At 41.1% G+C, this 26,665-nt stretch carries 28 protein-coding genes and 1 pseudogene; 4 read left to right on the forward strand and 25 right to left on the reverse strand.

The window, feature by feature from the left end:
- Window positions 1-43: 43 nt before the first annotated feature.
- From CYK18_RS05265 to ruvB, 9 genes are all read right to left on the reverse strand, one after another.
- Entirely contained in the window at window positions 44-1,093 is a 1,050-nt protein-coding gene (locus CYK18_RS05265) for an LLM class flavin-dependent oxidoreductase (protein ID WP_101785497.1), read from the reverse strand.
- A gap of 118 nt (window positions 1,094-1,211) precedes the next feature.
- Entirely contained in the window at window positions 1,212-3,017 is a 1,806-nt protein-coding gene (glmS, locus tag CYK18_RS05270) for a glutamine--fructose-6-phosphate transaminase (isomerizing) (RefSeq protein WP_101785499.1), read from the reverse strand.
- A gap of 193 nt (window positions 3,018-3,210) precedes the next feature.
- A complete protein-coding gene (gene bglA / locus CYK18_RS05275; RefSeq protein ID WP_101785501.1) occupies window positions 3,211-4,590 on the reverse strand; it encodes a 6-phospho-beta-glucosidase in 1,380 nt (459 codons plus the stop codon).
- A gap of 98 nt (window positions 4,591-4,688) precedes the next feature.
- The gene (locus CYK18_RS05280; RefSeq protein ID WP_101785503.1) at window positions 4,689-6,542 is read right to left on the reverse strand and encodes a proline--tRNA ligase; all 1,854 of its coding nucleotides are present in this window, start codon (window positions 6,540-6,542) and stop codon (window positions 4,689-4,691) included.
- A 12-nt stretch (window positions 6,543-6,554) separates the two neighbouring features.
- A complete protein-coding gene (gene rseP / locus CYK18_RS05285) occupies window positions 6,555-7,814 on the reverse strand; it encodes an RIP metalloprotease RseP (protein ID WP_101785504.1) in 1,260 nt (419 codons plus the stop codon).
- 21 nt (window positions 7,815-7,835) lie between these two features.
- Complete coding sequence (locus CYK18_RS05290; RefSeq protein WP_101785506.1) at window positions 7,836-8,639, reverse strand: phosphatidate cytidylyltransferase; 804 nt, start codon at window positions 8,637-8,639, stop codon at window positions 7,836-7,838.
- A gap of 8 nt (window positions 8,640-8,647) precedes the next feature.
- Window positions 8,648-9,406 (reverse strand): isoprenyl transferase, encoded by a 759-nt coding sequence (locus CYK18_RS05295; RefSeq protein WP_101785508.1) that lies wholly within the window; start codon window positions 9,404-9,406, stop codon window positions 8,648-8,650.
- Window positions 9,407-9,750: 344 nt separating this feature from the next.
- Window positions 9,751-10,323, reverse strand: coding sequence for a nucleotidyltransferase family protein (locus CYK18_RS05305; protein WP_101785510.1), 573 nt, complete (start codon window positions 10,321-10,323; stop codon window positions 9,751-9,753).
- Entirely contained in the window at window positions 10,304-11,302 is a 999-nt protein-coding gene (gene ruvB / locus CYK18_RS05310; protein ID WP_101785511.1) for a Holliday junction branch migration DNA helicase RuvB, read from the reverse strand. The genes CYK18_RS05305 and ruvB overlap by 20 nt, the downstream gene beginning before the upstream one ends.
- 132 nt (window positions 11,303-11,434) lie before the next feature.
- Between ruvB and CYK18_RS05315 the strand changes: the two genes are divergently transcribed.
- Window positions 11,435-11,527: a type I toxin-antitoxin system Fst family toxin gene (locus CYK18_RS05315; RefSeq protein ID WP_000970382.1), complete on the forward strand. Its 93-nt coding sequence runs from the start codon at window positions 11,435-11,437 to the stop codon at window positions 11,525-11,527.
- Between the two features lie 143 nt (window positions 11,528-11,670).
- Here CYK18_RS05315 and CYK18_RS05320 read toward each other — a convergent pair whose 3' ends face one another.
- The 3 genes from CYK18_RS05320 to CYK18_RS05330 are packed head-to-tail and all read right to left on the reverse strand — an operon-like array spanning window position 11,671 to window position 14,068.
- Window positions 11,671-12,399, reverse strand: coding sequence for an ABC transporter permease (locus CYK18_RS05320; protein ID WP_078352628.1), 729 nt, complete (start codon window positions 12,397-12,399; stop codon window positions 11,671-11,673).
- The gene (locus CYK18_RS05325; protein ID WP_078352629.1) at window positions 12,400-13,140 is read right to left on the reverse strand and encodes an ABC transporter permease; all 741 of its coding nucleotides are present in this window, start codon (window positions 13,138-13,140) and stop codon (window positions 12,400-12,402) included.
- Window positions 13,133-14,068 (reverse strand): ABC transporter ATP-binding protein, encoded by a 936-nt coding sequence (locus CYK18_RS05330; RefSeq protein ID WP_101785513.1) that lies wholly within the window; start codon window positions 14,066-14,068, stop codon window positions 13,133-13,135. Before CYK18_RS05330 ends, CYK18_RS05325 begins: the two co-directional genes overlap by 8 nt.
- A 537-nt stretch (window positions 14,069-14,605) precedes the next feature.
- Between CYK18_RS05330 and CYK18_RS05335 the strand changes: the two genes are divergently transcribed.
- On the forward strand, window positions 14,606-15,466 hold the full coding sequence (locus tag CYK18_RS05335) for a helix-turn-helix domain-containing protein (protein WP_101785515.1): 861 nt from the start codon (window positions 14,606-14,608) through the stop codon (window positions 15,464-15,466).
- Window positions 15,467-15,548: 82 nt separating this feature from the next.
- Here the strand turns inward: CYK18_RS05335 and CYK18_RS11245 are convergent.
- A pseudogene (locus CYK18_RS11245) lies at window positions 15,549-15,683 on the reverse strand (DUF5966 family protein); the annotation flags it as partial.
- A 228-nt stretch (window positions 15,684-15,911) separates the two neighbouring features.
- On the opposite strand from CYK18_RS11245, the gene CYK18_RS05340 reads away from it, so the two are divergent.
- Together CYK18_RS05340 and CYK18_RS05345 are read left to right on the forward strand one after the other, a co-directional pair.
- A complete protein-coding gene (locus CYK18_RS05340; RefSeq protein ID WP_000969509.1) occupies window positions 15,912-16,004 on the forward strand; it encodes a type I toxin-antitoxin system Fst family toxin in 93 nt (30 codons plus the stop codon).
- 320 nt (window positions 16,005-16,324) lie between these two features.
- Complete coding sequence (locus CYK18_RS05345) at window positions 16,325-16,417, forward strand: type I toxin-antitoxin system Fst family toxin (RefSeq protein ID WP_000970294.1); 93 nt, start codon at window positions 16,325-16,327, stop codon at window positions 16,415-16,417.
- A gap of 838 nt (window positions 16,418-17,255) precedes the next feature.
- On the opposite strand, the gene CYK18_RS05350 is transcribed toward CYK18_RS05345, so the two are convergent.
- The 12 genes from CYK18_RS05350 to infA form a co-directional block, all read right to left on the reverse strand.
- Window positions 17,256-17,672, reverse strand: coding sequence for a GNAT family N-acetyltransferase (locus CYK18_RS05350; protein ID WP_101785517.1), 417 nt, complete (start codon window positions 17,670-17,672; stop codon window positions 17,256-17,258).
- Between the two features lie 11 nt (window positions 17,673-17,683).
- Entirely contained in the window at window positions 17,684-18,379 is a 696-nt protein-coding gene (locus tag CYK18_RS05355; protein WP_101785519.1) for a GNAT family N-acetyltransferase, read from the reverse strand.
- Window positions 18,380-18,573: 194 nt separating this feature from the next.
- Window positions 18,574-21,075: a leucine--tRNA ligase gene (gene leuS / locus CYK18_RS05360; protein ID WP_101785521.1), complete on the reverse strand. Its 2,502-nt coding sequence runs from the start codon at window positions 21,073-21,075 to the stop codon at window positions 18,574-18,576.
- Between the two features lie 157 nt (window positions 21,076-21,232).
- Window positions 21,233-21,928 (reverse strand): histidine phosphatase family protein, encoded by a 696-nt coding sequence (locus CYK18_RS05365; protein ID WP_101785523.1) that lies wholly within the window; start codon window positions 21,926-21,928, stop codon window positions 21,233-21,235.
- Between the two features lie 244 nt (window positions 21,929-22,172).
- The gene (locus tag CYK18_RS05370; RefSeq protein WP_101785525.1) at window positions 22,173-23,510 is read right to left on the reverse strand and encodes a PFL family protein; all 1,338 of its coding nucleotides are present in this window, start codon (window positions 23,508-23,510) and stop codon (window positions 22,173-22,175) included.
- 9 nt (window positions 23,511-23,519) lie between these two features.
- Window positions 23,520-23,786 carry an ACT domain-containing protein gene (locus tag CYK18_RS05375; protein WP_000644126.1) on the reverse strand — a complete coding sequence of 89 codons (267 nt, stop codon included), beginning with the start codon at window positions 23,784-23,786 and terminating at the stop codon, window positions 23,520-23,522.
- Between the two features lie 264 nt (window positions 23,787-24,050).
- Window positions 24,051-24,437: a 50S ribosomal protein L17 gene (rplQ, locus tag CYK18_RS05380; RefSeq protein ID WP_000331493.1), complete on the reverse strand. Its 387-nt coding sequence runs from the start codon at window positions 24,435-24,437 to the stop codon at window positions 24,051-24,053.
- An 11-nt stretch (window positions 24,438-24,448) separates the two neighbouring features.
- Window positions 24,449-25,384: a DNA-directed RNA polymerase subunit alpha gene (locus CYK18_RS05385; protein WP_000568988.1), complete on the reverse strand. Its 936-nt coding sequence runs from the start codon at window positions 25,382-25,384 to the stop codon at window positions 24,449-24,451.
- A 42-nt stretch (window positions 25,385-25,426) separates the two neighbouring features.
- A complete protein-coding gene (gene rpsK, locus CYK18_RS05390; protein ID WP_001118385.1) occupies window positions 25,427-25,810 on the reverse strand; it encodes a 30S ribosomal protein S11 in 384 nt (127 codons plus the stop codon).
- Between the two features lie 17 nt (window positions 25,811-25,827).
- Window positions 25,828-26,193 (reverse strand): 30S ribosomal protein S13, encoded by a 366-nt coding sequence (gene rpsM / locus CYK18_RS05395; RefSeq protein WP_000090781.1) that lies wholly within the window; start codon window positions 26,191-26,193, stop codon window positions 25,828-25,830.
- Window positions 26,194-26,210: 17 nt separating this feature from the next.
- Entirely contained in the window at window positions 26,211-26,327 is a 117-nt protein-coding gene (gene rpmJ, locus CYK18_RS05400; RefSeq protein WP_001808836.1) for a 50S ribosomal protein L36, read from the reverse strand.
- Between the two features lie 24 nt (window positions 26,328-26,351).
- Window positions 26,352-26,570, reverse strand: coding sequence for a translation initiation factor IF-1 (gene infA / locus CYK18_RS05405; protein WP_001029883.1), 219 nt, complete (start codon window positions 26,568-26,570; stop codon window positions 26,352-26,354).
- Window positions 26,571-26,665 lie beyond the last annotated feature (95 nt).

The raw sequence follows: 26,665 nt of genomic DNA on the forward strand, positions 1-26,665 counted from the left end.
GCACAATATTTGTAGTCCTAATAAGCTCGATTAGGATTTTTTATTAAACCTCTTTCATGGCAAAGTAAGCTCGGATTTTCGGTGCCACTTGCGTTCCGAAGAGTTCAATAGCTCTCAGGACTTGTTCATGTGGCATAGAACCAAGCGATAGGTGCAACATAAAACGATCCAAACCTAAGTCTTCAATCATGCGAATCAATTTTTCGGCCACCTGATCTGGATTGCCCACAAACATAGCACCATTTGGCCCAACTTGCTCCAAATATTGCTCATAACGCAATTCCTGCCAGTGCGGACGGTCTTTGGAAATAGCATCCACCACTTGCTTAGTCGGATGGAAATAATCTTTTACCACTTGCTCGCCCTCCTCAGCAATCCACCCCCAAGAATGGGCTCCAACCTTTAGTTCATGACTGGCATGACCCGCTTCGCTCCCAATCTCACGATAAGCCTGAATCAACTTTTTAAAATAACGCGGATTGCCACCAATAATAGCATAGACAATCGGTAGGCCTGCCTGAGCAATCTTCACTGTTGATTCGACATGACCACCTGTCGCTATCCACAAGGGTAATTTGTCCTGAACTGGACGAGGATAGACTTCTTGACCAGAGATTGTTTGGGTCAAGCGACCTTGCCAGTCTAACTTGGTCTTTTCATTGACTAACTGGAGCAAGTCTAATTTCTCATCAAAAAGGGCTTCGTAGTCTTTCAAATCATATCCAAACAAGGGAAAAGATTCCGTGAAAGAACCCCTTCCAGCCATAATCTCCGCACGTCCATTTGACAAAGCATCGATAGTAGCATACTGTTGGAACAAGCGAATCGGATCCATGCTCGAGAGAATACTAACTGCGCTGGTCAAACGGATTTTCTTGGTATTGACTGCCCCAGCTGCTAGTACAATCTCTGGAGCTGATACCGCAAAATCTGCTCGATGATGCTCACCAATCCCATACACATCCAAACCAACCTTATCAGCCAGCTCAATCTCCGCCACCAACTGGCGAATACGTTCGGCATGACTGTAAGTCTGTCCAGTCCCTTCAAGCTCCGTTGTTTCTCCAAATGTTGAAATTCCCAATTCTACCACAGTGATTCTCCTTGTCTACCTCTGTCCTTCAATTTGAAAAATTATTCTAACACGAATCTTGACTACAAGCAACCCATTTGCTCACAAGAAAAAGCCTAGATAACTAGACTTTTTTAGCTTATTCTACCGTTACTGATTTAGCAAGGTTACGTGGTTTATCCACATCCAGACCACGGTGTAGTGTTGCAAAGTAAGCGACCAATTGCGTTGGTACGACCATTGAGATTGGTGAGAGGTAAGGGTGTACGGTTGTAAGAACGATATCGTCTGTATCTTTGGCAACATTTTCTTCTGCGATTGTAAGCACCTTGGCACCACGGGCTGTGACCTCTTGGATATTTCCACGAGTGTGGTTAGCAAGGACTGGGTCAGACAAGAGGGCCAAGACAGGTGTTCCTTCTTCAATCAAGGCAATGGTTCCGTGCTTGAGTTCTCCTGCCGCAAAACCTTCACACTGGATGTAAGAAATCTCTTTAAGTTTGAGGCTTGCTTCCATAGCTACGTAGTAATCTTGGCCACGTCCGATATAAAAGGCGTTACGAGTTGTTTCAAGAAGCTCACGAACCTTGGCTTCGATGGTTTCTTTCTCTGAAAGAGTTGATTCGATAGACTGAGCTACGATTGACAACTCATGAACAAGGTCAAATGCTTGCGCTTTGGCATTGCCGTTTGCTTCACCGACTGCTTTTGCTAGGAAGGCAAGGGCTGCGATTTGTGCTGTATAAGCCTTAGTTGATGCCACGGCAATTTCAGGACCTGCATGAAGCAACATGGTATGGTTGGCTTCACGTGAAAGGGTTGAACCTGGCACGTTTGTCACTGTCAAGCTTGGGATTCCCATTTCATTAGCCTTGACCAAAACCTGACGGCTATCAGCCGTTTCGCCAGACTGACTGATAAAGATGAAAAGTGGTTTCTTGCTGAGAAGTGGCATACCGTAACCCCACTCAGATGAGATTCCAAGTTCGACTGGTGTATCTGTCAATTCTTCCAACATCTTCTTAGAAGCAAATCCTGCATGGTAAGATGTTCCAGCCGCAAGGATGTAGATGCGATCCGCCTCTTGAACAGCCTTGATGATAGCTGGATCTACGACTACTTGACCAGCCTCATCTGTGTAGGCTTGGATGAGTTTACGCATAACCGTTGGTTGCTCATCAATTTCCTTGAGCATGTAGTAAGGATAAGTTCCCTTACCGATATCTGACAAATCAAGCTCAGCAGTGTAGCTAGCACGCTCACGACTATTACCATCATAGTCTTGAACTTCTACACTGTCAGCCTTGACGATTACCAACTCTTGGTCATGAATTTCCATGTATTGGTTGGTCTCACGAATCATAGCCATAGCATCTGAGCAGACCATATTGTAGCCTTCCCCAAGACCAATCAAAAGTGGTGATTTATTCTTAGCTACGTAGATAACTTCAGGATTTTGTGAGTCAACCAAGGCAAAGGCATAAGAACCACGGATGATGTGAAGAGCTTTTTTGAAGGCTTCAAGAACTGAGAGACCTTCTTCTGCAAATTTTCCAATCAAGTGAACGGCGATTTCCGTATCTGTTTGCCCCTTGAAGTGGTGTCCTGCAAGGTATTCTTCCTTGATTTCAAGATAGTTCTCAATCACCCCATTGTGAACCAAGACAAAACGTTCTGTCTCAGAGCGGTGTGGGTGAGCATTATCCTCAGTTGGTTTCCCGTGAGTTGCCCAACGAGTATGTCCGATACCAGCTGTTCCCTCAACACCAGCTGTCTTGGCAGACAATTCTGCAATACGACCTACAGCCTTGACTAGATGGTTTTCAGCACCACCTAGGACAAAAATTCCCGCAGAATCATAGCCACGGTATTCGAGCTTTTCAAGCCCTTGAATCAAAATATCAGTTGCATTTGTGTTCCCAACAACACCAACAATTCCACACATAGTATATACGACACAGACCAGCTGTGCTTTCTCCTTAAAATTGGTATAGTCTAATTCCTCTTTTATAGAACCAGCAAGAACAGTATATACTTGTTTCTTTCACTTGTCAAGAGTAAAAATTGGTATAGTTCATATTAACTTCTTGTAAACAAAAAAACTCTGACCAATTAGGATAATCAGTCAGAGTCCTTTTTTAAAATCCATTATTATCGCTTAATTCCTTGAACCAGTTCCCTGATTTTTTCAGACGACGTTCTTGCGTTTCCAAGTCTAATTCGACCAAACCATAGCGATTTTTATAGCTGTTGAGCCATGACCAGCAATCAATAAAGGTCCAGATTAAGTATCCTTTACAGTTGGCTCCATCTTCAATGGCACGGTGCAGTTCACGCAGATGACCTTTTACAAAGTCAATACGGTAATCATCTTGAATCATTCCATTCTCACGGAATTGTTCTTCCCCTTCAACACCCATACCATTCTCAGTCAACATCCACTCGATATTACCATAATTTTCCTTGATATTTTGGGCGATGTCATAAATCCCTTGCTCATAAATCTCCCAGCCACGATGAGGATTGATTTTACGTCCAGGCATCACATAAGGCTCGTAAAAATGTTCTGGTAAGAGTGGACTCTCTGGATGCTTAGCAAATCGAGGCGCCATAACACGCAAAGGTTGATAGTAGTTGACACCAAGGAAGTCCACCGTATTATCACGAATGAGTTCCAACTCCTCCTCCGTAGTATCAGGTAAGAGACCGTGTTCATGCAAGATTTCTACCAACTCCTGTGGGTAAGTCCCCAAAACAGATGGGTCTAAAAAAGATTGAGCCTGGAAAAGGTCTGCAATACGAGCAGCCTTGACATCAGCAGGATGCTGGCTACGTGGATAAGCCGGTGTCAAGTTTAAAACAATCCCAATCTTGGAATCTGGCAAAAGTTCATGACAGGCCTTAACCGCCCGACTGCTAGCCAATTGTGTATGATAGGCTACTTTAACGGCTGCTTCTGCATCCAACTTATGTGGATAATGGGCATCGTAAAAATAGCCAAACTCTACAGGAACGATGGGCTCGTTAAAGGTAATCCATTGATCCACTAAATCTCCATAAGTCTCAAAACAAAAACGAGCATAATCTTCATAAGCTGAAACTGTCGCCTTATTTTCCCAACCATCACCAGCTTCTTGAAGAGCAAAAGGCAAATCAAAATGATAAAGATTCACTAAAAGACGAATCCCTTTGGCCTTAATAGCCTCAAAAACCTTACGGTAAAAGTCTACACCTTGAGGATTGACTTCCCCACGCCCTTGTGGAAAAATCCGTGACCACTGAATAGAAGTCCGAAAGGCCGTGTGACCAGTTTCTAACAGTAGCTCAATATCCTTTTCCCAGTTTTCATAAAAGGTTGATGTTTTATCTGGACCAATCCCATTATAGTAACGATTTGGCTCCACTTGGTACCAATAATCCCAGAGATTATCTCCCTTGCCGTCACCAGCTACACGCCCTTCTGTCTGCGGCCCAGAAGTGGAGGAACCCCAGACAAAATCCTTTGGAAATCTTAGCATACATTTACCTCTTTATCTACTCATTTTTCCCATTATACAGAAAAAACAAGGTAAAAACTAGTTACATTTTTTCCTTGTTTTTCTTCTGATTATAGTTTTTATTTCTTGCTTAGGATTTCAAGCGTTTCGAGCACATTATCTGCATGAACTTCGATAGTGTCACCAGTCGCTTTAATCTTGACTTCTACGATACCATCAGCTGCTTTCTTCCCAACAGTGATGCGGATTGGCAACCCAATCAAGTCGCTGTCGCTGAATTTGACTCCGACACGTTCGTTACGGTCATCTGTCAAGACTTCGTAACCAGCTCCCATCAAGCTTGATTCAAGTTTTTCTGTCAAGTCTTGCGCTTCTTCGTCCTTGACATTGACAGTAATCAAGTGCACATCAAATGGTGCCAATTCTTTAGGGAAGTTGATTCCCCAAGCGTAACGGTATTCACCTTTTGGCGTTTTGTTAACAAAGAGGCTAGCGTGTTGCTCCATCACTGCTGAAAGGAGACGGCTGACACCGATACCGTAACATCCCATGATAATTGGCACAGCACGGCCATTTTCATCCAAAACATCTGCTCCCATGCTTGCTGAATAGCGAGTGCCGAGTTTGAAGATGTGACCAATTTCGATACCACGCGCAAAGTTAAGGACTCCTTGCCCGTCTGGGGAAATTTCACCCTCACGAACTTCACGTATATCCACATATTCTGCAGTAAAATCACGACCTGGGTTCACACCAGTCAAGTGGTAGCCATCTTCGTTAGCACCGACAACTGCATTGTGAACATCTTGCACCTTACGGTCTGCAATGATTTTAACATTCTCTGGCAAACCAACTGGTCCAAGTGAACCGAACCCTGCTTGAACAAGATTCGCCACTTCTTCTTCGCTCGCAACGTCAAAAAAATCTGCTCCCAAGTGGTTCTTCAACTTAACTTCATTGAGTTGGTCATTTCCAACTAGAAGGGCCGCAACAAGCTCCCCATCTGCCATGTAGAAGAGGATTTTGATCGTTTGTTCTTCTGGAACGTTTAGGAAGGCTGCCACTTCATCGATTGATTTAACATCTGGCGTTGCAACACGAGTCACTTCCTCTTCAGCGACAACACGGTTGCTTGGTTTGTACTCGTTTGTTGCCATTTCCAAGTTGGCCGCATAGCTAGATTCACTTGAGTAGGCGATGGTATCTTCACCAGAGACCATCCATTTAAGCAATTCTGCCTTGATTTCTTCTTGCACCTCTGCAGGAATCTCATCAAATGAGGCAACTGACTTGTCCAAAACAACCCAGCGGTCAAGGTCTGTACGAGCAGGTGTAATGGCCATAAATTCTTGGCTGTCCTTACCACCCATGGCTCCACCGTCACCAATGATAGCCTTGAAGTCTAAACCACTACGAGTGAAAATACGCTCATAAGCAGCCTTGTACTCATCATAAACACTATCCAAGCTATCATAGTTAGCGTGGAAGCTGTAGGCATCTTTCATGATGAACTCACGTGTACGGAGAAGTCCATTACGTGGACGTTTTTCATCACGATACTTAGGTTGGATTTGGTAAAGGTTAAGTGGCAATTGCTTGTAAGACTTAACAGAATCACGGACAATAGCTGTAAAGGTTTCTTCGTGAGTTGGACCTAGGATAAAGTCTGATTTTTCACGGTTTTTTAGTTTGTAAAGGTCTTCACCATAAGTTTCGTAACGACCTGATTCGCGCCACAATTCTGCACTGAGAAGGGCTGGAGCTAACATCTCAACGGCACCAATCTTGTCGAATTCTTGACGCATGATATTTTTAGCTTTTTCAATCACACGGTTGGCAAGTGGTAGGTATGAATAAACACCTGCTGAGACTTGACGAACATAACCAGCTCGCAACATAAGAGCATGGCTGATAACTTGAGCATCGCTTGGCATTTCGCGAAGCGTTGGGATAGGCATTTTACTTTGTTTCATAATATTCCTCGATTATCTAAAAAAGAGTCGCATGATGTCATTCCAGGTCACAGCAATCATCAAGACAACCATGATGACCACTCCGGCCAAGGTGACATAGGTTTCAATTTCTTGTTTCAATGGTTTGCGGCGGATAGCTTCTAGGATATTGAGCACAATCTTACCACCATCCAGAGCTGGAATCGGAATAAGATTAAAAATCCCGATATTGATGGAAATCATTGCCAAAAAGTCCAAGACATTCTCAATTCCATTTTTAGCAGCATCACTACTTGCCTTAAAGATGGCAACAGGTCCACCCAGCTTGTTCAAATCCGGTTGGAAAATCAGATTTTTCAGAGCTGAGAGAATTCGGAGAGCCGAGTCAGCAGCAGTTGTAAAACCACCCACAAACATAGATAGAAAATCTGACTTAATTCCCGGTTGAACGCCTAGAAGGTAACGACCTTGACTTTCTTCAGGAGTAACAGTGACTTGTTTGTCACTCCCCTTTTCAGAAATAGTCACATCCAAGGTCGGGGCCGTCTTATCTTTGGTTTCTGCTTCCACAGCCTGGATCAAACTTTCCCAGTTGCTAATCTCATGTGAACCAATCTTGGTAATCTGAGCTGTCTCTGGTACTCCCACCTTAGCCAAGGCCCCTTGGGGCATAATATGGAACTGGTTGGTATCGACATCTCTGACACCACCCTGCATAAAGATTAAAATCCAAAAAACAACGACACCTAAGATAAAGTTGTTCATAGGACCTGCAAAGTTGGTAATCAGTTTGCCCCAGATAGTTGCATTTTGATATTGTACATCCAAGGGAGCAATCCGAACCTCAGTTCCATCTGCTTCCACAACCGTTGCATCGTGATTCACTGCAAATGTTTTTTCTTCTTCCAGAACCAAGCCCTTGATAAAGAGCTTGTCTTCAAAGTCAAACTGGGTCACCTGCATAGGGAGGGCCGTTTGATCCAACTTTTTACCTGAGAGATTGATGCGTTTAACCTTACCGTCATCAGTAAGCGTCAAACTGACAGGAGTCCCTGTCTTGATTTCAGTCGTATCATCACCCCAACCGGCCATACGAACATAGCCACCCAAAGGCAAGATTCGAATGGTATAGGCCGTTCCATCCTTACCAATATGAGAAAAGATTTTGGGTCCCATACCAATTGCAAATTCACGCACTAGAATTCCTGATTTCTTGGCAAAGTAGAAGTGTCCGAACTCGTGCACCACCACAATAATCCCGAAAACCAGAATAAAGGTTAAAATTCCGAGCATAGTATTTCCTCCGTCTTTTGATTAAAAGAGTCCAAATAAGTGCATGATTGGAAATACAAGCAACATACTATCGAAACGATCCAAAACACCACCATGTCCAGGGATAAATTTCCCAGAATCCTTAACACCAAAGTGACGCTTAATCGAACTTTCTAGTAAATCACCAAATTGTCCAGCTATGCTAAAGAAAATAGCAAAGACTGACATCTTGTAAATTCCATACGGAAGAGCAACTGTACTGTCAACTATCATAAAGATAATGGTTACTAAAATTGCTCCTAAAACACCGCCAAAGGCACCCTCAAGTGTTTTATTAGGCGATACCCTTGGTGCTAATTTTCGTTTCCCATAGTTCATCCCAGCAAGATAGGCACCACTGTCGGTCGCCCAGACGATACACAAAGCTAAGAGAGCCTTGTCCAAACCTGCAACACGAGCATCTAGTAAGGCATTAAATCCAAAGCCCACATAGAAACTCATAGCAAGAGGGAAAACAGCATCCTCAATCGTATAAGACTTGCTAAAAACAGTCGTTCCTAACATAATTGAAATCAACACACTATAGGCAACCACATTCCCATCAACTGGCAAAAAAGTCAGGTAATTCTCCAAGGGAATGGTCAGGGCAAAGGTTGCAAAGAGGGTCAAGAGCCCCTCCATAGTCATGGTCTCTAAACCTCTCATCTTCAAAAGTTCATGCATGGCTAGCATGGCTATAATTCCAATTGCTATCTGAAGCAAGAGTCCCCCAATCATCAAAATCGGTAGGAAAATAGCCAGGGCAATCCCTGCAAACAAGGTTCTTTTTTGTAAATCCTTTGTCATATCTCCTCCTAAACTCCTCCAAATCGGCGATGACGACGATTGTAGGCAAGAATGGCTTCCTGCAAGGCTACTTCGTCAAAGTCAGGCCACAAGGTATCTGTAAAATAGAGTTCACTATAGGCCCCCTGCCATGGAAGGAAATTACTCAAACGTAATTCTCCACTAGTACGGATAATCAAGTCCGGATCTCGTACATCCTTAGGCAAATGCTGGGTGAAGAGATAGTTGCCAATCAATTCCTCTGTGATGTCACCTGGGTTGATTTTGTCATCTAAAACATCCTGGGAAATCAACTTAAGCGCCTGTGTAATCTCAGCACGTCCACCATAGTTGAGGGCAAAATTAAGAATCAATCCTGTGTTGTTCTTAGTCAATTCCTCAGCCTTGGTTAAAGCTTCAAAGGTTTGCTTAGGCAGGCGATCTGTCTCCCCAATCATTTGAATCTTAACATTATTCGCATGCAATTCCGGGACATAATTGTCATAAAACTCTACTGGTAAGTTCATGATAAACTTGACTTCCTGATCGGGGCGGGTCCAATTTTCCGTAGAAAAAGCATAAACTGTAATAACCTTAACTCCCAGTTTGTTGGCTGCCTTGGTCACAGTTTGCAATGCTTCCATGCCCGCCTTGTGTCCGAAGACTCGCGGTTGCATACGTTTTTTAGCCCAACGGCCATTGCCATCCATGATGATGCCGATATGAGCAGGAACCTGTGTCGGAACTTCTACTTCCACAGCCTTATCTTTCTTAAAAAATCCAAACATGATCTTATTCCTATTCAAAAATCTATCGTTTCATTATACCATATTTCCCTATTTTCTTCTATCACTAAGCTATTTATACTCTTCGAAAATCTCTTCAAACCACGTCAGCTCTATCTGCAACCTCAAAACAGTGTTTTGAGCAACCTGCGGTTATCTTCCTAGTTTGCTCTTTGATTTTCATTGAGTATTATTCTCAGGCACAAAGCCCATTTCCAAAAAAATAAGCCGCCTGATTGGGCGACTTTATTTTTTATAGGGAGATTATTATGAAAAAGTTTTAGGAGTTTAAGTTAAGGTCTTCTTAACTTATGTACTTAGTATACACTTCCTAGCTTAAAGTTTCCTTAAGTATTTTTAAAAATCAAATTTTTCCATTTCTCCTGCCAATTTTTCTTGGATAAACGTGTTTGATAGAGCTCCATTCGGTCTTCATTTTCTAAAAAATGAGGAGTTGGGCAAACTTGAAAATTCAAAATATCCTCAAGTCCATAAGGAGTAAAAAGTTCCAAAGCGGAGTCTTCATTCAAGCGAAGCCCAACTGCCGTACACCGTTCTGGATACTTACTCATAGCATCACGAGAGCTGGTATAGGGCGCAGTATGAGGACTGTGCTGGTGCATATAGACCTGATTTTTCAATTCCCACTGGTACTGAGGAAAATCCGCTCTCAACTTTTTCTCTAGGGACAAGGTTTCCTCGTAAGAAAGATCTGAATCAAAGAAAATCACATCCACATCCGTTTCACAGTCAAAAGGGGGTTTCTCTGACAAAAGATTCCAGATAAAATTTCTGACAGAACCTGCTGCCAACCACGAGTCTTTCAGACCAAGGTCTCGTATAATCGTCAGAATAGCCATCATATCCGGATTTTCTCTGAAAGCTTCTAGAATTTCTTGCTTATTTTTCACTATATTCATAACCCAAATGCTCATAAGCCTTAGCCGTTGCCACCCGTCCAGACCGTGTTCGCATGATAAAACCTTTCTGGATTAGGTAAGGTTCGTACATATCCTCAACCGTCTCACGCTCCTCAGCAATATTAACAGAAAGAGTTCCTAATCCGACAGGACCACCACCGTACATCTCAATCATGGTCCGAAGGATTTTCTGGTCTACATAGTCCAAACCTTCATGGTCAACATCCAGCATGGCCAAAGCCTTATCGGTAATAACATCATCGATCACCCCATTCCCCATTATCTGGGCAAAATCTCGCACGCGCTTGAGGAGACGATTAGCAATACGAGGGGTCCCACGGCTACGTAGGGCCAACTCAGACGCTGCCTCATGAGTGATTTCCATCTCAAAAATATCTGCCGTCCGCTCGACAATTTCTGTCAAGTCAGCATGGGCATAATACTCCATATGACCTGTAATTCCAAAACGTGCCCGTAGCGGATTTGACAGCATACCAGCCCGAGTCGTCGCACCAATCAAGGTAAAAGGTGGCAACTCCAAATGAACACTGCGACTGCCTTCACCAGCACCAATCATGATATCAATGTAAAAGTCCTCCATGGCACTATAAAGCACCTCTTCCACTGACATTGGCAAACGATGAATCTCGTCTATAAAGAGGACGTCCCCAGGTTCTAAGTCATTCAGAATCGCTACCAAATCACCTGCTTTTTCAATGACTGGACCCGAAGTCTGCTTGAGATTGACACCTAGTTCGTTGGCAATAACAAAAGCCATGGTCGTTTTCCCGAGGCCTGGAGGACCAAACAAAAGCACATGATCCAGCGCCTCATCCCGCATTTTGGCAGCCTCGATAAAGATTTGAAGCTGATCCTTGACCTTGTCCTGCCCGATATATTCACGTAAGTACTGAGGACGGAGCGTGCGTTCTACTAACTCCTCGTCCCCCATTATCTCATTATCTAAAATTCTACTCATAGCTCTATTATATCAAAAAACCAAGCCACAAACAAAAAAGCCACTGGATTGGTGACTCCCGAGTTTAACACTTATGTGGAATAATATTATACGGCACTTCTACACCGCCTACGAAAGGAGGTGAGATAGCCCATGATGGAATTAGTGCTCAAAACTATCATCGGACCAATTGTGGTCGGTGTCGTTCTTCGATTAGTCGATAAATGGCTAAACAAGGACAAATAGTGTCAAAAAAGACCTCAAGCTTATTTGGTCGTGAGCTTGGGGGCTTTTCTAGCCTATGATATAGAACTAGTATTCAATTCCTTTTTATTATCCCACAGTTCACAAATTTTGTCAAAGATTTATATCCTCATCTACTCAGCTTGTCATTTATAAGCAAAAATAATGTTCATCATGCGTTTATCTGCCAACAAATAAAGGAGACATGCCACCAAGGTAACTAGCCATATGGCATATACAAAAACTGTTAAAACCGTGAAGTCCTCCATGATGATTAGTAGTAAATTTGCCAGATAATACCGCCCAACAACCGTTGTTAAAGCAAACAAACCTGCAAATGACAATAAAAAGGCAAGTGGTAGGGCAAGGATAAGTTCCTTCCGATATTTTCCTAAGAAGAGGACAATAATACCAGCAGACAGTGTATAAGCAAAAGCAATTGCTCCATAAACAAGTCCCCAAGATAACATTGCAAGACTAGAGAAAGCAAAATCACCATCCATTAGCTCCAGGGCAAGCATAGTTAAAAATGCAATCTCGCTAACTAGCAGATTTATCAACAAAGCAAGCATAAACTTCGCTTGGAGTAATTGTTTCAAATCGACAGGAATCAGTCTGAGATTTGAAATCGTTTTAGACACTTGTTCTATTCTTATCAAATCCACTAAAATCATGCTCGCAAAAGGGAGGAGAAAATAGTAATTCAAAAAGAAGAAACCATTTTCTACATACCAGCCATTCACACTACCGTACGAATGCCCTTGATAAATCTGATGACCAATCATAAACTCTAACAAAAAGAGCAGGATGGCTACAAAGGGAATCATATACAGTATCTTTCGCCTTCTTAGTTTAGTCAATTCTAGCATCAACATTTATTCATCCACCTTTCTTAACCAAGATTTAATGGACAAGAAAGACAAAAAAAGTAAAGATAAACCTAGTACAACAATCGATAAGATAGTTGGCTGTTGAAGCACCACTCCTTCTCTGTTTCCTTCCCAGATTAAACTGTTAGCACTTGTTACTGGACTGATATTTGGACTCGTCCTTGCTAAAAAAAATGACACTAAAACATACATGACACCGACCAAATTCCCAACTATCTCCTTGCCTCTGACTTTTATCATGACCAAAGCAACTAAAGGAAATACTCCCATGGGAATTAAGATACCACTACTCATACAAAGATAGAAGAATCTTAATAATAAAGACAAACTGACTGTCGAAGAAAAGCGGGATAGTAGTGCGAATAAGGAAACCGAAATATAGGTGAATAACATGATACACAGAGCGTTGATTTCTATATACAAAATCTTAGCCCAGAATGTCTTCATTAGATTTGCTGAAGCGAGTTTCAAGTTGTTCATGATGCGATAGCGATATTCTACACCAAATGCCTGTATTGTATAGGAAACACAATACAAAGGGAGAATCAAAAAGTTTAAATAAGACAAAGAGAATTTATAGACAAAGGGAAAGGAGTCAAACAAGCCTCTCGCATCATTTACATAATAACAGATGAGAGCTAGGTAGAGGGAAACAACACCATATACGACAAAATTCAGTTTTTGATGCCTTTGTTTGAGAAATTCAATCTTCACTAAATCAAGCAATTCCCTCACCTCCTGTTATCCGCTTAAAGTAATCCTCTAAACTTTCATTGTTTTTATAAGAATATTCTTTTAGAACTATTCCGTTGTCTTTTAAGGAGTTAGATACGACTGCAATGTCAAAAGTAGGTAATTCTCCCTGAAGTTCAAGTTCTATATCCGAAAGAATACTAATCTGTTCTTGCAGATTTATCCTGCAAAGCACTTCCTTAGCTTGAGGAGCATCCGAAACAATTAGGTGGATTTTCCTTTTATCTGCACCATCTATTAATTCCTTCATAGTCTTTTCAGCCATAAGGTGGGCATCATGCAGTATCCCAACTCTATCTACAAGCTTTTCAAGTTCTGAAATAATGTGGCTGGATATTAAAATCGAAATGCCATGATTGGTACTGAGTTCCTTTAGATAACGGCGCATTTCAAGGATACCAATAGGATCCAAACCATTTGTTGGTTCATCTAATATCAGAATTTTCGGCTGGTGCATAATAGCGTTAGCAATTGCTAACCTTTGCTTCATTCCCAGAGAATACTGCTTGAATAGTTTTTTATTTTCCCCATCTAATCCTACTACTTGTAAAGCTTGCTCCACCTGTTTTAGCGAAATCCCTCTCAATCTTGCAAAAATAGAGAGATTTTCAGGTCCCGTTAAATTAGGATAAAAAGAAGCACTGTCCAATACCACACCGATTTGAGATAGCAAATCCTTAGAAAATTCACCTAACAGTTTTTCAGATAGAATATTCACTTCACCACTATCCATAGCTGTCAAGCCTAAAATAGCCTTGATAAAGGTTGTCTTTCCAGCGCCATTTCTTCCTAGTAAGCCATAAATTTCACCCTGTTTTAGCGTAAAATCTATCTTATCTAAGACAATTTTCCCATCATAGGATTTTGATAAATTAGATGTCTGTATTACTGGATTTCTCATTTTATTCTCCTCCTAACATCTATACACCCACATCAAGAGATATAATAGAGTAGTTCCTGTATAACCACTTATATGAGAAGGTAATAGGGTATAGCAAACTTACAATCCCCCTTTAAGTCCTTCAATCTGTGGCACGATCCATTTTATAAATGTTACTTCACAAAAAGTTTAATAAATCAATCCGCCAGCTCAAGATCAACTCCACTAGTTGTTGCAGCTTATTGTATAACTCTCGAACCCCAAATATATTGTGATTGATTTACAGTTTTTAAACGCAATCGCTTACAAATAATCCTGAAAAAAGATAATCTAAAAATGATTTTACGAAACTTTGCTAAAATACTCATATTAACCACCTTTTTCTTATCTTTACACTTGTAAGTGTACTACTTTAAATATTCTTTGTCAATAAAAAGTATTCTTTTTTTCAGTTTATTTTCTATTAATTCTTTTAAGACTATTTTTGTGCCAGGAAGTTGAAAAATAGAGATTAAAAGTATATAATTAATCATAAATTTATTTAAAGAAGGTTTAAAGATGAGCATATTATCTGACAAACTAAAAGCAAAGAGGAAAGAAAAAGGCTTCTCACAAAAAACACTTTCCGAAGGAATTTGTGAGCAAAGCCAAATCAGCAAAATAGAACGTGGCAACTATATGCCTGCTGCTGATTTACTCTATAAACTTGCAAATCGGCTTCAAGTTCCTTTAGAATATTTTTTCGATGAACAGATTGAAATGACTTCCAATATAACACCGTTTAAGAAATTAGCAGAAAAATTACTTGAAGATCGTAATTACGAGGATTTAGAATACCTCTTAAACTTAGAAAAAGAAAAGTATCAGTATCTGTCTACTGAGGATGAATTTTATCTTCTATGGATTCAAGCGATTATCCTTTTCTACTTACATAGTTCCAAAGATGAAGCTATCGCCAGTCTAGAAAACGCTTTGCCAAAGCTTTCGGTCAGCTCATCTGTATATCTTAAACTTCTCAATACTTTATCTAATTTTTATTTTTCTGTAGGGCGTGATGCAGAATACGAAGAAAATAACTCACTTCTTATCAGTTTGTATCAGGAAAAAGATTTAAACCACCAAGAGTATTTATTTGGTTATATTCGAGTTAAACATAACTTCGCCTATTATTTACACTCTAAAGGGAAGGAATTAGAAGCCGTCCAGGAAGCCTTGGAAACCATTGACTTTTGTAAACAAAAAGAGACCAGCTATCAGCTGGCGCCTCTTTTAACTATCGTTGCAAATGCCGGAAAAGATTTTTTAAAGCACGATGAAATTCTTGACTATTATTTACAGGCGCGTGATATCTGTAAAATATACGAGCACAAGCTCATGATGGCTAAGATTGATCATTTTTTGAAAGATAAGGATAGGTGACTTCAATCGTAATAAGTTATAATTACCAATTAGCTATAAACGTAAAAGTGGAGAGAAACTAATGTCGTTTTCTCCACTTTTGTTAATATCCCCTCTTCCACTTGTATCCTGCCCAGCATGCTAAAGCAAGTAAAACTAAATTAAAGATGATAAACAAAGTCGTAAAATCAAATAATCCATTTTGTGACAAATCTGCCGTGTAAAATTCAGTTTCTGTAAAGAGAAGGTAAGAAAACTGACAAAACCAAGCATGAGTCTGAGAAAAAAGTCTTTAAAATCAAAAAACGTATAATATCAGGTGTTGAAAAACCTTGATACTATGCGTTTTATTGTGGAAAGATTTACTTCATTTTCTCCTGAAATTGAGTTTTTGTCCAATTTCTCTTTTATGGTATAATATTGTTCGGCACTGCTACACCGCCTACGAAAGGAGGTGAATTAGCCCATGATGGATACAATACTTAAAACTATCATCGGACCAATTGTGGTCGGTGTCGTTCTTCGCTTAGTCGATAAATGGCTAAACAAGGACAAATAGTGTCAAAAAGACCCCAAGCTTATTTGGACGTGAGCTTGGGGTCTTTTCTAGCCTATGATATAGACACAATACTTAATTCCCTTTTATTATCCCATAGTTCACAAAATTTGTCAAAGGTTTATATCCTCTTGAACCTCTGTACTACAAGACGTTCAAGATTAAGCGAAAGCTATCGGAAAATGATGTTTAGAAAACTCCCGAAAAGCCTGAAATAGAGCCAAAAAACTCCACCTGATTGGGTGACTCCCGAGTTTAGCACTTATGTGGTATAATATTGTTCGGCACTGCTACACCGCCTACGAAAGGAGGTGAGATAGCCCATGATGGAACTAATCCTTAAAACTATCATCGGACCGATTGTGGTCGGTGTCATCCTTCGCTTAGTCGATAAATGGCTAAACAAAGATAGATAGTGTCAAAAAAGACCCCAAGCTTATTTGGACGTGAGCTTGGGGTCTTTTCTAGTCCATGATATAGAACTAATCCTTAATTCCTCTCCATTATCCCATAGTTCACAAAATTTGTCAAAACTTTACAACCTCAGCTTCTCAAGCTTTAACCGCTTTACAACAAAACGGTCAAGATTAAGAGAAAGTTAGGGATTCTATCAATTTCATAGAAATTTTGATTTCGTAAACGAAGAGACAATCTTATATGTCACTCCTCATTTAATACGCCACTACTGGACAAGCAAAATCATTATTACAGCAGTTTCAGTCCTTCAATTAACAGTCACTTACAATCAAATTGAGTTTGAAGTAGCTGAAGTAACAGCAAACCTATTTCTTAGTCATATTCGCTAAAAAAATCCCCGCCAAAATCTCAAAAAGTCCCCGCCAATTCCCCGACCAAAATCCGAAAAATATCGGAAAATGATGTTTAAAATAGTCCCCAAAAGCCTGAAATAGAGCCAAAAAACTCCACCTGATTGGGTGGAGTTAAGGGAGATTATTATGAAAAAGAAAAGTTTAGGATTTTATTAAATAAAGTTAGGAGGTCTTTATTTAATGACTATATGATACAAGACGAAGCTTAAAACTAGCTTAACTTTTCTCAAATTTTACTATTCTGCAAAAAAATTCTATCACCATCACCTACCCACGAAAAAAGCCACCTGATTGGGTGGCTTCATTAGGAGATTATGATGAAAAAAGTTTTAGGATTTCATTAAATAAAGTTAGGAGGTCTTTATTTAATGACTATATAATACTAGACCATCCTTAAACTTTGCTTAATAACAAACAAGTTTTATTATTTTTCTCGATTCATCCAAGTCATTCCTATACAATTATAGGTGGATAAGATTTCAAAGCCCATAGAACGATAAAATCCCACGTTTTTTTCTGTCTCTTCTGTCACCAGCTGGACTTGATAGGCATCTTTGTAATCCTCTAAAGCCTCTTTCATCAAGGCGCTACCAATCCCTTGACGCTGATAGATTGGTAAAACAATTAAATCCTGAACCAATACTGATGAAAATCCATCGCCAACCAAACGAATCAAGCCTACCACAGCATCGCCATCAAGTGCCACATAAATCGCTAATGAATGAGATAAGGCCTGCTCCAGCATCTCTGGTTGATGGGTATAATTTGTCCAACCGACAACCTGATAGAGATGCAAAACATCCTCTAGCTTGACAATTTCTTGCTTTTTAATAGTAATCATCTCAACACCTCTTAGAGTTCTCTCAAGCTCTTGTACTGCTGTCCATTTTTGTCAAAATTTTCAGGACGCAACCATGTTTCCAAATGAGATTTTACTTTGGGCCAATCCTTATCAATCATGGACAACCAATCCGTATCTCTTGTACGCCCCTTATAAACCACTGCCTGACGAAAGGTTCCTTCATAGACAAAGCCCAAACGCTCCGCAGCTCGTCTTGATGGCATGTTAAGAGCATCGCATTTCCACTCATAGCGACGATAGTTAAGCTCCTCAAAGACATAGCAAGCCAAGAGATACTGGGCTTCTGTTCCTATCCGTGTCCCCCTGAGCTCTGGAGAAAAAGTGACAGCTCCCACTTCTATTACTCGGTTATTCTGATCAATTCGCATGAGAGAAAATGTTCCCAAAGCCTTACCAGTTGCCTTGTCTACAATCGCATAGTAAAAACGATCCTTACGAGCCAACATCTGATTTAAAAGGCTAACCAACTCCTCCAGATTTGCCACTGACTCCTGAAAGAGGTAGGTCCACATCTCCCGAGGGGTATCTGGACCATAAACAGATAATAAATCCTCCGCATGCTTTTCCACTGAAAGAGTCTCTATTCGAGCATAACGGCCTTCTAAGAAATCAATAGAAGGCAATTCACCTGGTGTATAACCTTCCATTGACTCCCCAACCATTTGACCATATTCGTTTACTGGCATAACTTTCCCCTTGTTTCGCTTTTCAAACTTTATAGTTGCCCATAGTATATCATACTTTCATAAGAAGATTCAAAAAATCCTCCAGATTCTACTCTGAAGGATTCCTATCTTATTTCACAACAATATTAACCAATTTAGTTGGCTTCAATAGTCCAGTGGACTATTGAAGGTGGCAGATAGAGCTAATAAACTCGTTATTTAACGACGATATTAACGAGTTTGTTAGGTACACTAATCACTTTCACGATTTCCTTACCGTCAATTTCTGCTTTGACTTTTTCATCAGCGAGAGCAATTTCTTGCAATTCTTCGCGTGATAGATCTTTAGCAACCATGAGTTTGGCACGAACTTTTCCTTTGATTTGAACGACGATTTCGATTTCATCTTCAACTAATTTGCTTTCGTCCCATGTTGGCCAAGCCACGTAAGAGATTGATTCACCTGTTGCTGCAACAGTTTGCCAGAGTTCTTCTGCCAAGTGAGGTGCAAATGGAGCAATCAATTGGATAAATCCTTTGGCATAGTCAACATAGAGTTTGTCTTCCTTGTTGGCCGCGTTGACAAAGACCATAAGTTGGGCAATAGCTGTGTTGAATTTCAATGATTCGATTTGTTCTGTGACAGCTTTAACGGTTTCGTTATAAACCTTATCAAGAGCACCATTGTTTTCCGCAACGATTTCCTTACTCGTAATCAAACGGTAAACACGGTCAAGGAATTTACGGCTTCCTTCCAAACCTTCTTCTGACCAAGCGATTGAAGCATCAAGTGGTCCCATGAACATTTCATAGACACGAAGGGTGTCAGCACCGTATTGTTCCACCACATCATCTGGGTTGACAACGTTCTTGAGGGATTTAGACATCTTAGCTGGCGCTTGCTCCAACTCCTCTCCTGTTTCCACATGGAAGAAAGAACCGTCACGTTTTTCAACCTTATCGGTTGCCACAAGAGCGCCACGGTGGTCACGGTAGCTTGTTCCCAAAATCATCCCTTGGTTAAAGAGTTTTTGGAATGGTTCCTTAGTCGGAACAACACCGAGGTCATAGAGGAATTTGTGCCAAAAACGAGCATAAAGCAAGTGAAGAACAGCATGCTCTGCACCACCCACGTAGATATCTACTGGCAACCATTGTTTGAGAAGGTCCTCATCAGCCAATTTCTCAGTATTGTGTGGGTCAATATAGCGGAGGTAGTACCAGCTTGAACCAGCCCACTGTGGCATAGTATTGGTTTCACGACGACCTTTGACGCCATCTTCACGAGTCACTTCAAGCCAGTCTGTCAAGTTAGCTAGTGGACTTTCACCAGTACCTGAAGGACGGATATCCTTGGTTACAGGCAAGACAAGTGGCAATTCACTTTCAGGGACAGCTGTTGAAGTTCCATCTTCCCAATGAATGATAGGAATTGGCTCACCCCAGTAACGTTGACGGCTAAAGAGCCAGTCGCGGAGACGGTAGGTAACCTTCTCTTGTCCACAGCCTTTTTCTTCCAACCAAGCCACGATCTTAGCAATAGCGTCTTCTTTGTTGAGTCCATCTAGGAAGTCTGAGTTAACATGAAGCCCATCTTCTGTGTAGGCAGCTTCTGCTACGTTTCCACCTTCAAGTACTTCTACGATTGGAAGTCCAAACTGTTTGGCAAATTCCCAGTCACGTTGGTCATGGGCAGGAACAGCCATGACCGCACCTGTACCATAGCTAGCAAGAACATAGTCCGCAATCCAGATTGGAATTTCCTTGCCATTGACAGGGTTGATGGCATAAGCACCTGTCCAGACACCAGTTTTTTCTTTGGCAAGGTCTGTACGAGCCAAGTCAGATTTGAGGCTAGCTTGATGTTTGTAGTCTGCTACTGCCTCTGCTTGCTCTGTGCTTGTGATGGCATCTACTAATTCATGTTCAGGAGCCAAAACAGTGAAAGTCGCACCGAAAAGAGTATCAGGACGAGTAGTAAAGACAGTGAATTCCTTATCAGTTCCCTTAACTTTAAAGGTTACATTGGCACCAGTTGATTTCCCAATCCAGTTGCGTTGCATGTCCTTGATAGACTCTGGCCAATCAAGTTCATCTAAGTCATTAAGCAAGCGCTCCGCATAGGCCGTGATTTTGAGCATCCATTGGCGCATTGGTTTGCGGACAACTGGATAGCCTCCACGCTCAGAAGTTCCGTCAGGAAGAACCTCTTCGTTGGCGATGGCTGTTCCCAATTCCTCAACCCAGTTTACTGGCACTTCAGCTTCATAGGCCAAGCCTTTTTCGTAAAGCTTAGTGAAAATCCATTGTGTCCACTTGTAGTAGTTTGGATCTGTTGTGTTGACTTCACGATCCCAGTCATAAGAAAATCCAAGCGCATTGATTTGGCGTTTGAAGTTAGCAATGTTCTCAGCTGTAAATTCTGCTGGGTCATTACCAGTATCCATAGCGTATTGCTCTGCAGGCAAACCAAAAGCATCCCATCCCATTGGGTGAAGGACATTGTATCCTTGCGCACGTTTGAAACGGCTGAGGATATCAGTCGCTGTGTAGCCTTCTGGGTGTCCTACGTGCAGACCCGCTCCAGACGGGTAAGGGAACATGTCAAGTGCATAAAACTTCGGTTTTGATGCATCTGTTCCTGTCTTAAATGTATGATGTTCTGCCCAGTAGCCCTGCCACTTAGGCTCAATTTCTTTATGATTGTAAAAACTCATGGTCTCTCTCCAATTTTGTGATGTTACTATTATACCATTTTTGAGAGAATTTGAAAGATGAGAAATGTTCTTTTAGACTTGGATGGTAAGAAAGACTGAATCGCAAATCCAGCTTATTTAGCAGTATAAAAAATTAGCTCACACTTGGAGCTAACTTCTATAGATTGTTTGTCTCCTCCATCTTCTCACGTCCTAGTTCTCGGTAACTACGGTCGCCGACAACCTCAACGCTAAACTGACCGTCCTCATATTCAAGGATCGTCACGCTACCATTATCGAGACCATGCGGATGCATGCCATTAATCAGATAAACAATGGTTCCAATGGTCATTCCATGGCTGACAACGAGAGCGTTGCCCCCACCTTGTTCTTCCATTTCTTTGGCAATCGCTTCAAAACCTTCCTTGATTCGGCCACTGAGTTTTTCCCAGCCTTCAGCCCAACCAGCTGTATCAACCTCTACCAAGCCCTCAGCCAGTTCAGCATAAGACAATTGGTGAACGTGGTCCACATTAAAGATACGAGGAATAATGCCCATGAAAAGATCGCCATCGTAGGCCCCGTCAAAGCTACCAAAACACCATTCTCTGATACGCTTGTCCATGCAATAAGGGATTTTCCCCTGCAAACCAAGTTCTTCAAGGATAATTCCCATTGTCTGAATGGTGCGGCCAGAATCACTGGAATAAGCGCGCTCAAACTGCAGACCAGATTCTCGCAAACCGATTCCTAATTCTTGAATCCCTCGTTCACCTTCAGCAGTTAAGGGAGTATCGCTCCAACCTTGCGCGCGACCAATCGTGTTAAACATAGTCTTGCCATGACGTACCAAATACAATCGTACTTTTACCATTTTCCGTCCTCCATTTGCTTCTATTATATCATGGATGATAAAACAAAAGCCACCCAGACAGGTGACTTTTGCAGGAGATTATTATGAAAAAGTTTAGGAGTTCTATTAAATAAAGATATTAGATGAAAATCAAATTCAAACTAAATCAGTGTTATCTGTTTCAAATAATATTAGGAGGTCTTTATTTAATGATTATAGTATACACATCCAACCTTAAATAGAACTTAAAATTTCTCCTATTTTCTTAATTTTTAAAACTATGAATTGGTGCTGGGATTTGTCCTCCACGAGAGATGAAATCAACAGACGAAGCCCCATTGACCTTCATAACTGGAGCTGTACCAAGAAGACCACCAAACTCAATCATATCGCCTTCTTTTCCTTTTGGAATGATACGAACAGCTGTTGTTTTCATGTTAATGACACCAATTGCCGCTTCATCTGCAATCATAGCCGCAATGGTTTCAGCAGGTGTATCCTCCGGAATGGCAATCATATCCAAACCAACTGAACAGATAGCCGTCATGGCCTCTAGTTTTTCTAAATTAAGAGAGCCATTTTGCACTGCAGCAATCATCCCCTCATCCTCAGAAACAGGGATAAAGGCACCAGACAAACCACCGACTTGGTTGCAAGCCATAACTCCTCCCTTCTTAACTTGGTCATTCAAGAGTGCCAAGGCAGCCGTCGTCCCGTGTGTTCCAACTGTTTCTAACCCCATTTCTTCAAGGACACGTGCAACAGAATCTCCAACCGCAGGAGTTGGCGCCAAACTCAAGTCCACAATACCAAACTCCACACCCAGTCTCTCACTGGCCATTTGACCAACTAATTGACCGATACGAGTGATTTTAAAGGCAGTTTTCTTAACTGTTTCGGCTACTACATCAAAGCTCTGTCCACGAACTTTTTCCAAGGCACGTTTCACCACACCAGGACCGGAAACGCCGACATTGATGATAACATCTGCCTCCCCAACACCATGGAAGGCACCCGCCATAAATGGATTGTCCTCAACAGCATTAGCGAATACAACCAACTTGGCCGCACCCATATCTGATAGAGTTGCCGTTTCCTTGATAACTCGTCCCATATCTGCCACAGCCGTCATATTAATACCAGACTTGGTTGAGCCAATATTAACTGACGAGCAGACCTTGTCCGTTTCAGCCAAAGCACGAGGAATAGAATTGATAAGAATCTCATCTCCCTTTTGATAACCTTTTTGTACTAAGGCAGAAAAACCACCAATAAAATCCACACCAATCTCTTTCGCAGCCTTATCAAGCGCTTTTGCCAGAATCACGTAGTCCGTCGCATCTGTCGCGGCCCCAAACAGAGAAATAGGAGTCACCGATACACGCTTATTAACGATAGGAATTCCCAACTCAGCAGCAATTTCATCACCAACAGCCACTAAATTAGCTGCCTTGGTCGTAATCTTTTGATAAATTTTCTCCGCAGCACGATTGATATCTGGATCAATACAGTCTAATAGGGAAATCCCCATGGTAATAGTTCTGATATCGAAGTTTTGCTCCTCAATCATAGCGATGGTTTCAGTAACTTGTCTAATATCCATGATAACCTCCTAGATATTATACATAGCTTCGAAAATCGCTGCACTCTGAATATTGATTTTCACATTCAAAGTTTGCCCAAAAGTTTCAAACTCATTTCGCAGATAAGTAAAATCCTGCTTTTCATCACTAGAGACAACAGCCATCATCGTGAAATATTCATCCAAAACAGTTTGAGAGATATCATCAATATTCAAACCCAATTCTGCAATTTTACCAGAAACACCTGCAACAATTCCAGATTTATCTTTACCAACAACAGTTATAATCGCTTTCATAAGCAAACTCCAATTCTTCTTAAAATAAGAAACCTGAACATTAAACAGGATTCTTTTCAAATAGTATAGCATAATTCTAACGAAAATACTCAAAAACGCCTGCTTACGAAGTTGTTCTTAAGCAAAAAACAATTTCGTAAACAAGCGTCTACTATCCCAACTTATGATGAGTGTTCCCGCTAGGACCGAAATCCTAGCGGTAGACCAGAGCTAGACTAAGAGCACAAGACTCCATCATCATAACACTCAACAAAATTGATGATTTTATACTAATTCGATGATCGCCATTGGCGCTGCATCACCACGACGTGGTTCAGTTTTAAGGATACGAGTGTATCCACCGTTACGTTCAGCATAACGAGGTGCGATTTCTGAGAACAATTTTTGAAGTGCTGTAGTAGAAGTGTACTTATCAGTTGCTTCATCATAGTTTTCAGATGCGATTTCATTACGTACGAAAGCAGCTGCTTGACGACGTGCATGCAAATCACCACGTTTACCTAGAGTAATCATTTTTTCAACAGTTTTACGGATTTCTTTAGCACGAGCTTCAGTTGTCACGATTGATTCGTTGATCAAAAGGTCAGTTGTCAAATCGCGAAGCATTGCTTTACGTTGTGAGCTAGTGCGTCCTAGTTTACGGTAAGCCATGTATTCCTCCTTTATTTATCTTTTAATCCAAGACCCAAATCAATGAGTTTGAGTTTCACTTCTTCCAAACTCTTGCGTCCAAGATTTCGTACTTTCATCATCTCTGCTTCAGATTTTTCTGTCAAATCATGCACAGTATTGATACCGGCACGTTTCAAACAGTTGTATGAACGCACAGACAAGTCCAGTTCCTCAATCGTACGATCCAAAATACGGTCGTCAGATTCAGTATCAGCTTCTTTCATCACTTCAGTTGACTTAGCAATCTCAGTAAGATTTGTAAACAAATCAAGATGTTCTGTCAAAATACGTGCTGAAAGCCCTAAAGCATCTTCTGGAATAATTGTTCCATTTGTCAAGATTTCAAGGGTCAATTTGTCAAATCCATCATTGCTACCTACACGAGCAGGTTCCACTTGATAGTTGACTTTTGTAACTGGTGTATAAATAGAATCTACAGCAAGTGTTCCAACTGGTGCATTATCTTTTTTATTTTCATCAGCAGGTACATATCCACGACCACTGTTAACAGTCATAGTCGCTTTTAGAGAAGAACCTTCACCGATTGTAAAGAGATAATGATCTGGATTTACAATTTCAATATCGCTATCTGTCAAAATGTCACCAGCTGTTACTTCAGCAGGACCTTCAACATCCAGTTCGATGATTTTTTCGTCTTCAACGTACGATTTCACTGCAATTCCTTTAATGTTCAGAATGATTTGCATCACGTCTTCACGAACACCTGGAACTGTGTCAAACTCATGTAACACACCATCAATGTTGATAGATGTCACAGCTGCTCCTGGTAGAGAAGCTAGAAGTACACGACGAAGAGAGTTACCAAGAGTTGTACCGTAGCCACGTTCAAGTGGTTCGATTACAAACTTGCCATAATCTTTATTTTCATCAATTTTTGTTATATTTGGTTTTTCAAACTCGATCATTTAGTTACTCCCTCTTAAACGAAAAGCAGTGTAATGCGATGATTATACACGGCGACGTTTTGGAGGACGAGCACCATTGTGTGGCACTGGAGTCACATCACGAATTGCTGTTACTTCAAGACCAGCGGCAGCAAGCGCACGAATAGCTGACTCACGACCAGAACCTGGACCTTTTACAGTAACTTCAACTGATTTAAGACCGTGTTCTTGTGCAGATTTAGCAGCAGCTTCAGAAGCCATTTGAGCAGCGAATGGTGTAGATTTACGAGAACCTTTGAAACCAAGAGCACCAGCTGATGACCAAGCAATTGCATTACCATGCACATCAGTAATCATAACAATAGTGTTATTAAATGTAGCGTGAATATGAGCAATACCAGATTCGATATTCTTTTTCACACGACGTTTACGTGTTGGTTTAGCCAAGACTTTTACCTCCTATATTATTTTTTCTTACCAGCAATCGCAACAGCTTTACCTTTACGAGTGCGAGCGTTGTTTTTAGTGTTTTGTCCACGGACAGGAAGTCCACGACGGTGACGGATACCACGGTATGAACCGATTTCCATCAAACGTTTAATGTTCAAGTTTACTTCACGACGAAGGTCACCTTCAACTTTGATTGCATCCACTTCACGACGGATAGCATCTTCTTGATCTGATGTCAAATCACGTACACGAACATCTTCTGAGATTCCAGCAGCAGCCAAAATTTTCTTAGATGTTGCAAGTCCGATACCATAAACATAAGTCAATGAGATTACTACGCGTTTGTCATTTGGAATGTCAACTCCAGCAATACGAGCCATGTTTTCTCCTTTCTATCTTATCCTTGACGTTGTTTGTGTTTTGGATTTGCTGGGCAAATTACCATAACACGACCATTACGACGAATAACTTTACAGTATTCGCAAATTGGTTTGACCGATGGTCTTACTTTCATTTCTTATCCCTCCAAGTTTTTCGATTATTTAAAGCGGTAAGTGATACGTCCACGTGTCAAGTCATATGGACTCATTTCGACAGTAACACGATCTCCCGCTAAAATACGAATATAGTTTTTACGAATTTTACCAGAAACTGTTGCTAAAATCTGATGTCCATTTTCAAGTTCAACCGTAAACATTGCATTCGGCATTGTATCAACTACTTTGCCTTCAACTTCAATCACATCGTCTTTTGCCACGCAAAAGCACCTCCATAAATTTCGATTCGATGCCTCTAGACACAGAGACAACAATTATAAGTCAGACTATCTTAGTATAACATTTGTAGCGGATT

The sequence above is a fragment of the Streptococcus mitis genome (genome assembly GCF_002860865.1).
Taxonomy (GTDB): Bacteria; Bacillota; Bacilli; order Lactobacillales; family Streptococcaceae; genus Streptococcus; species Streptococcus mitis_AT.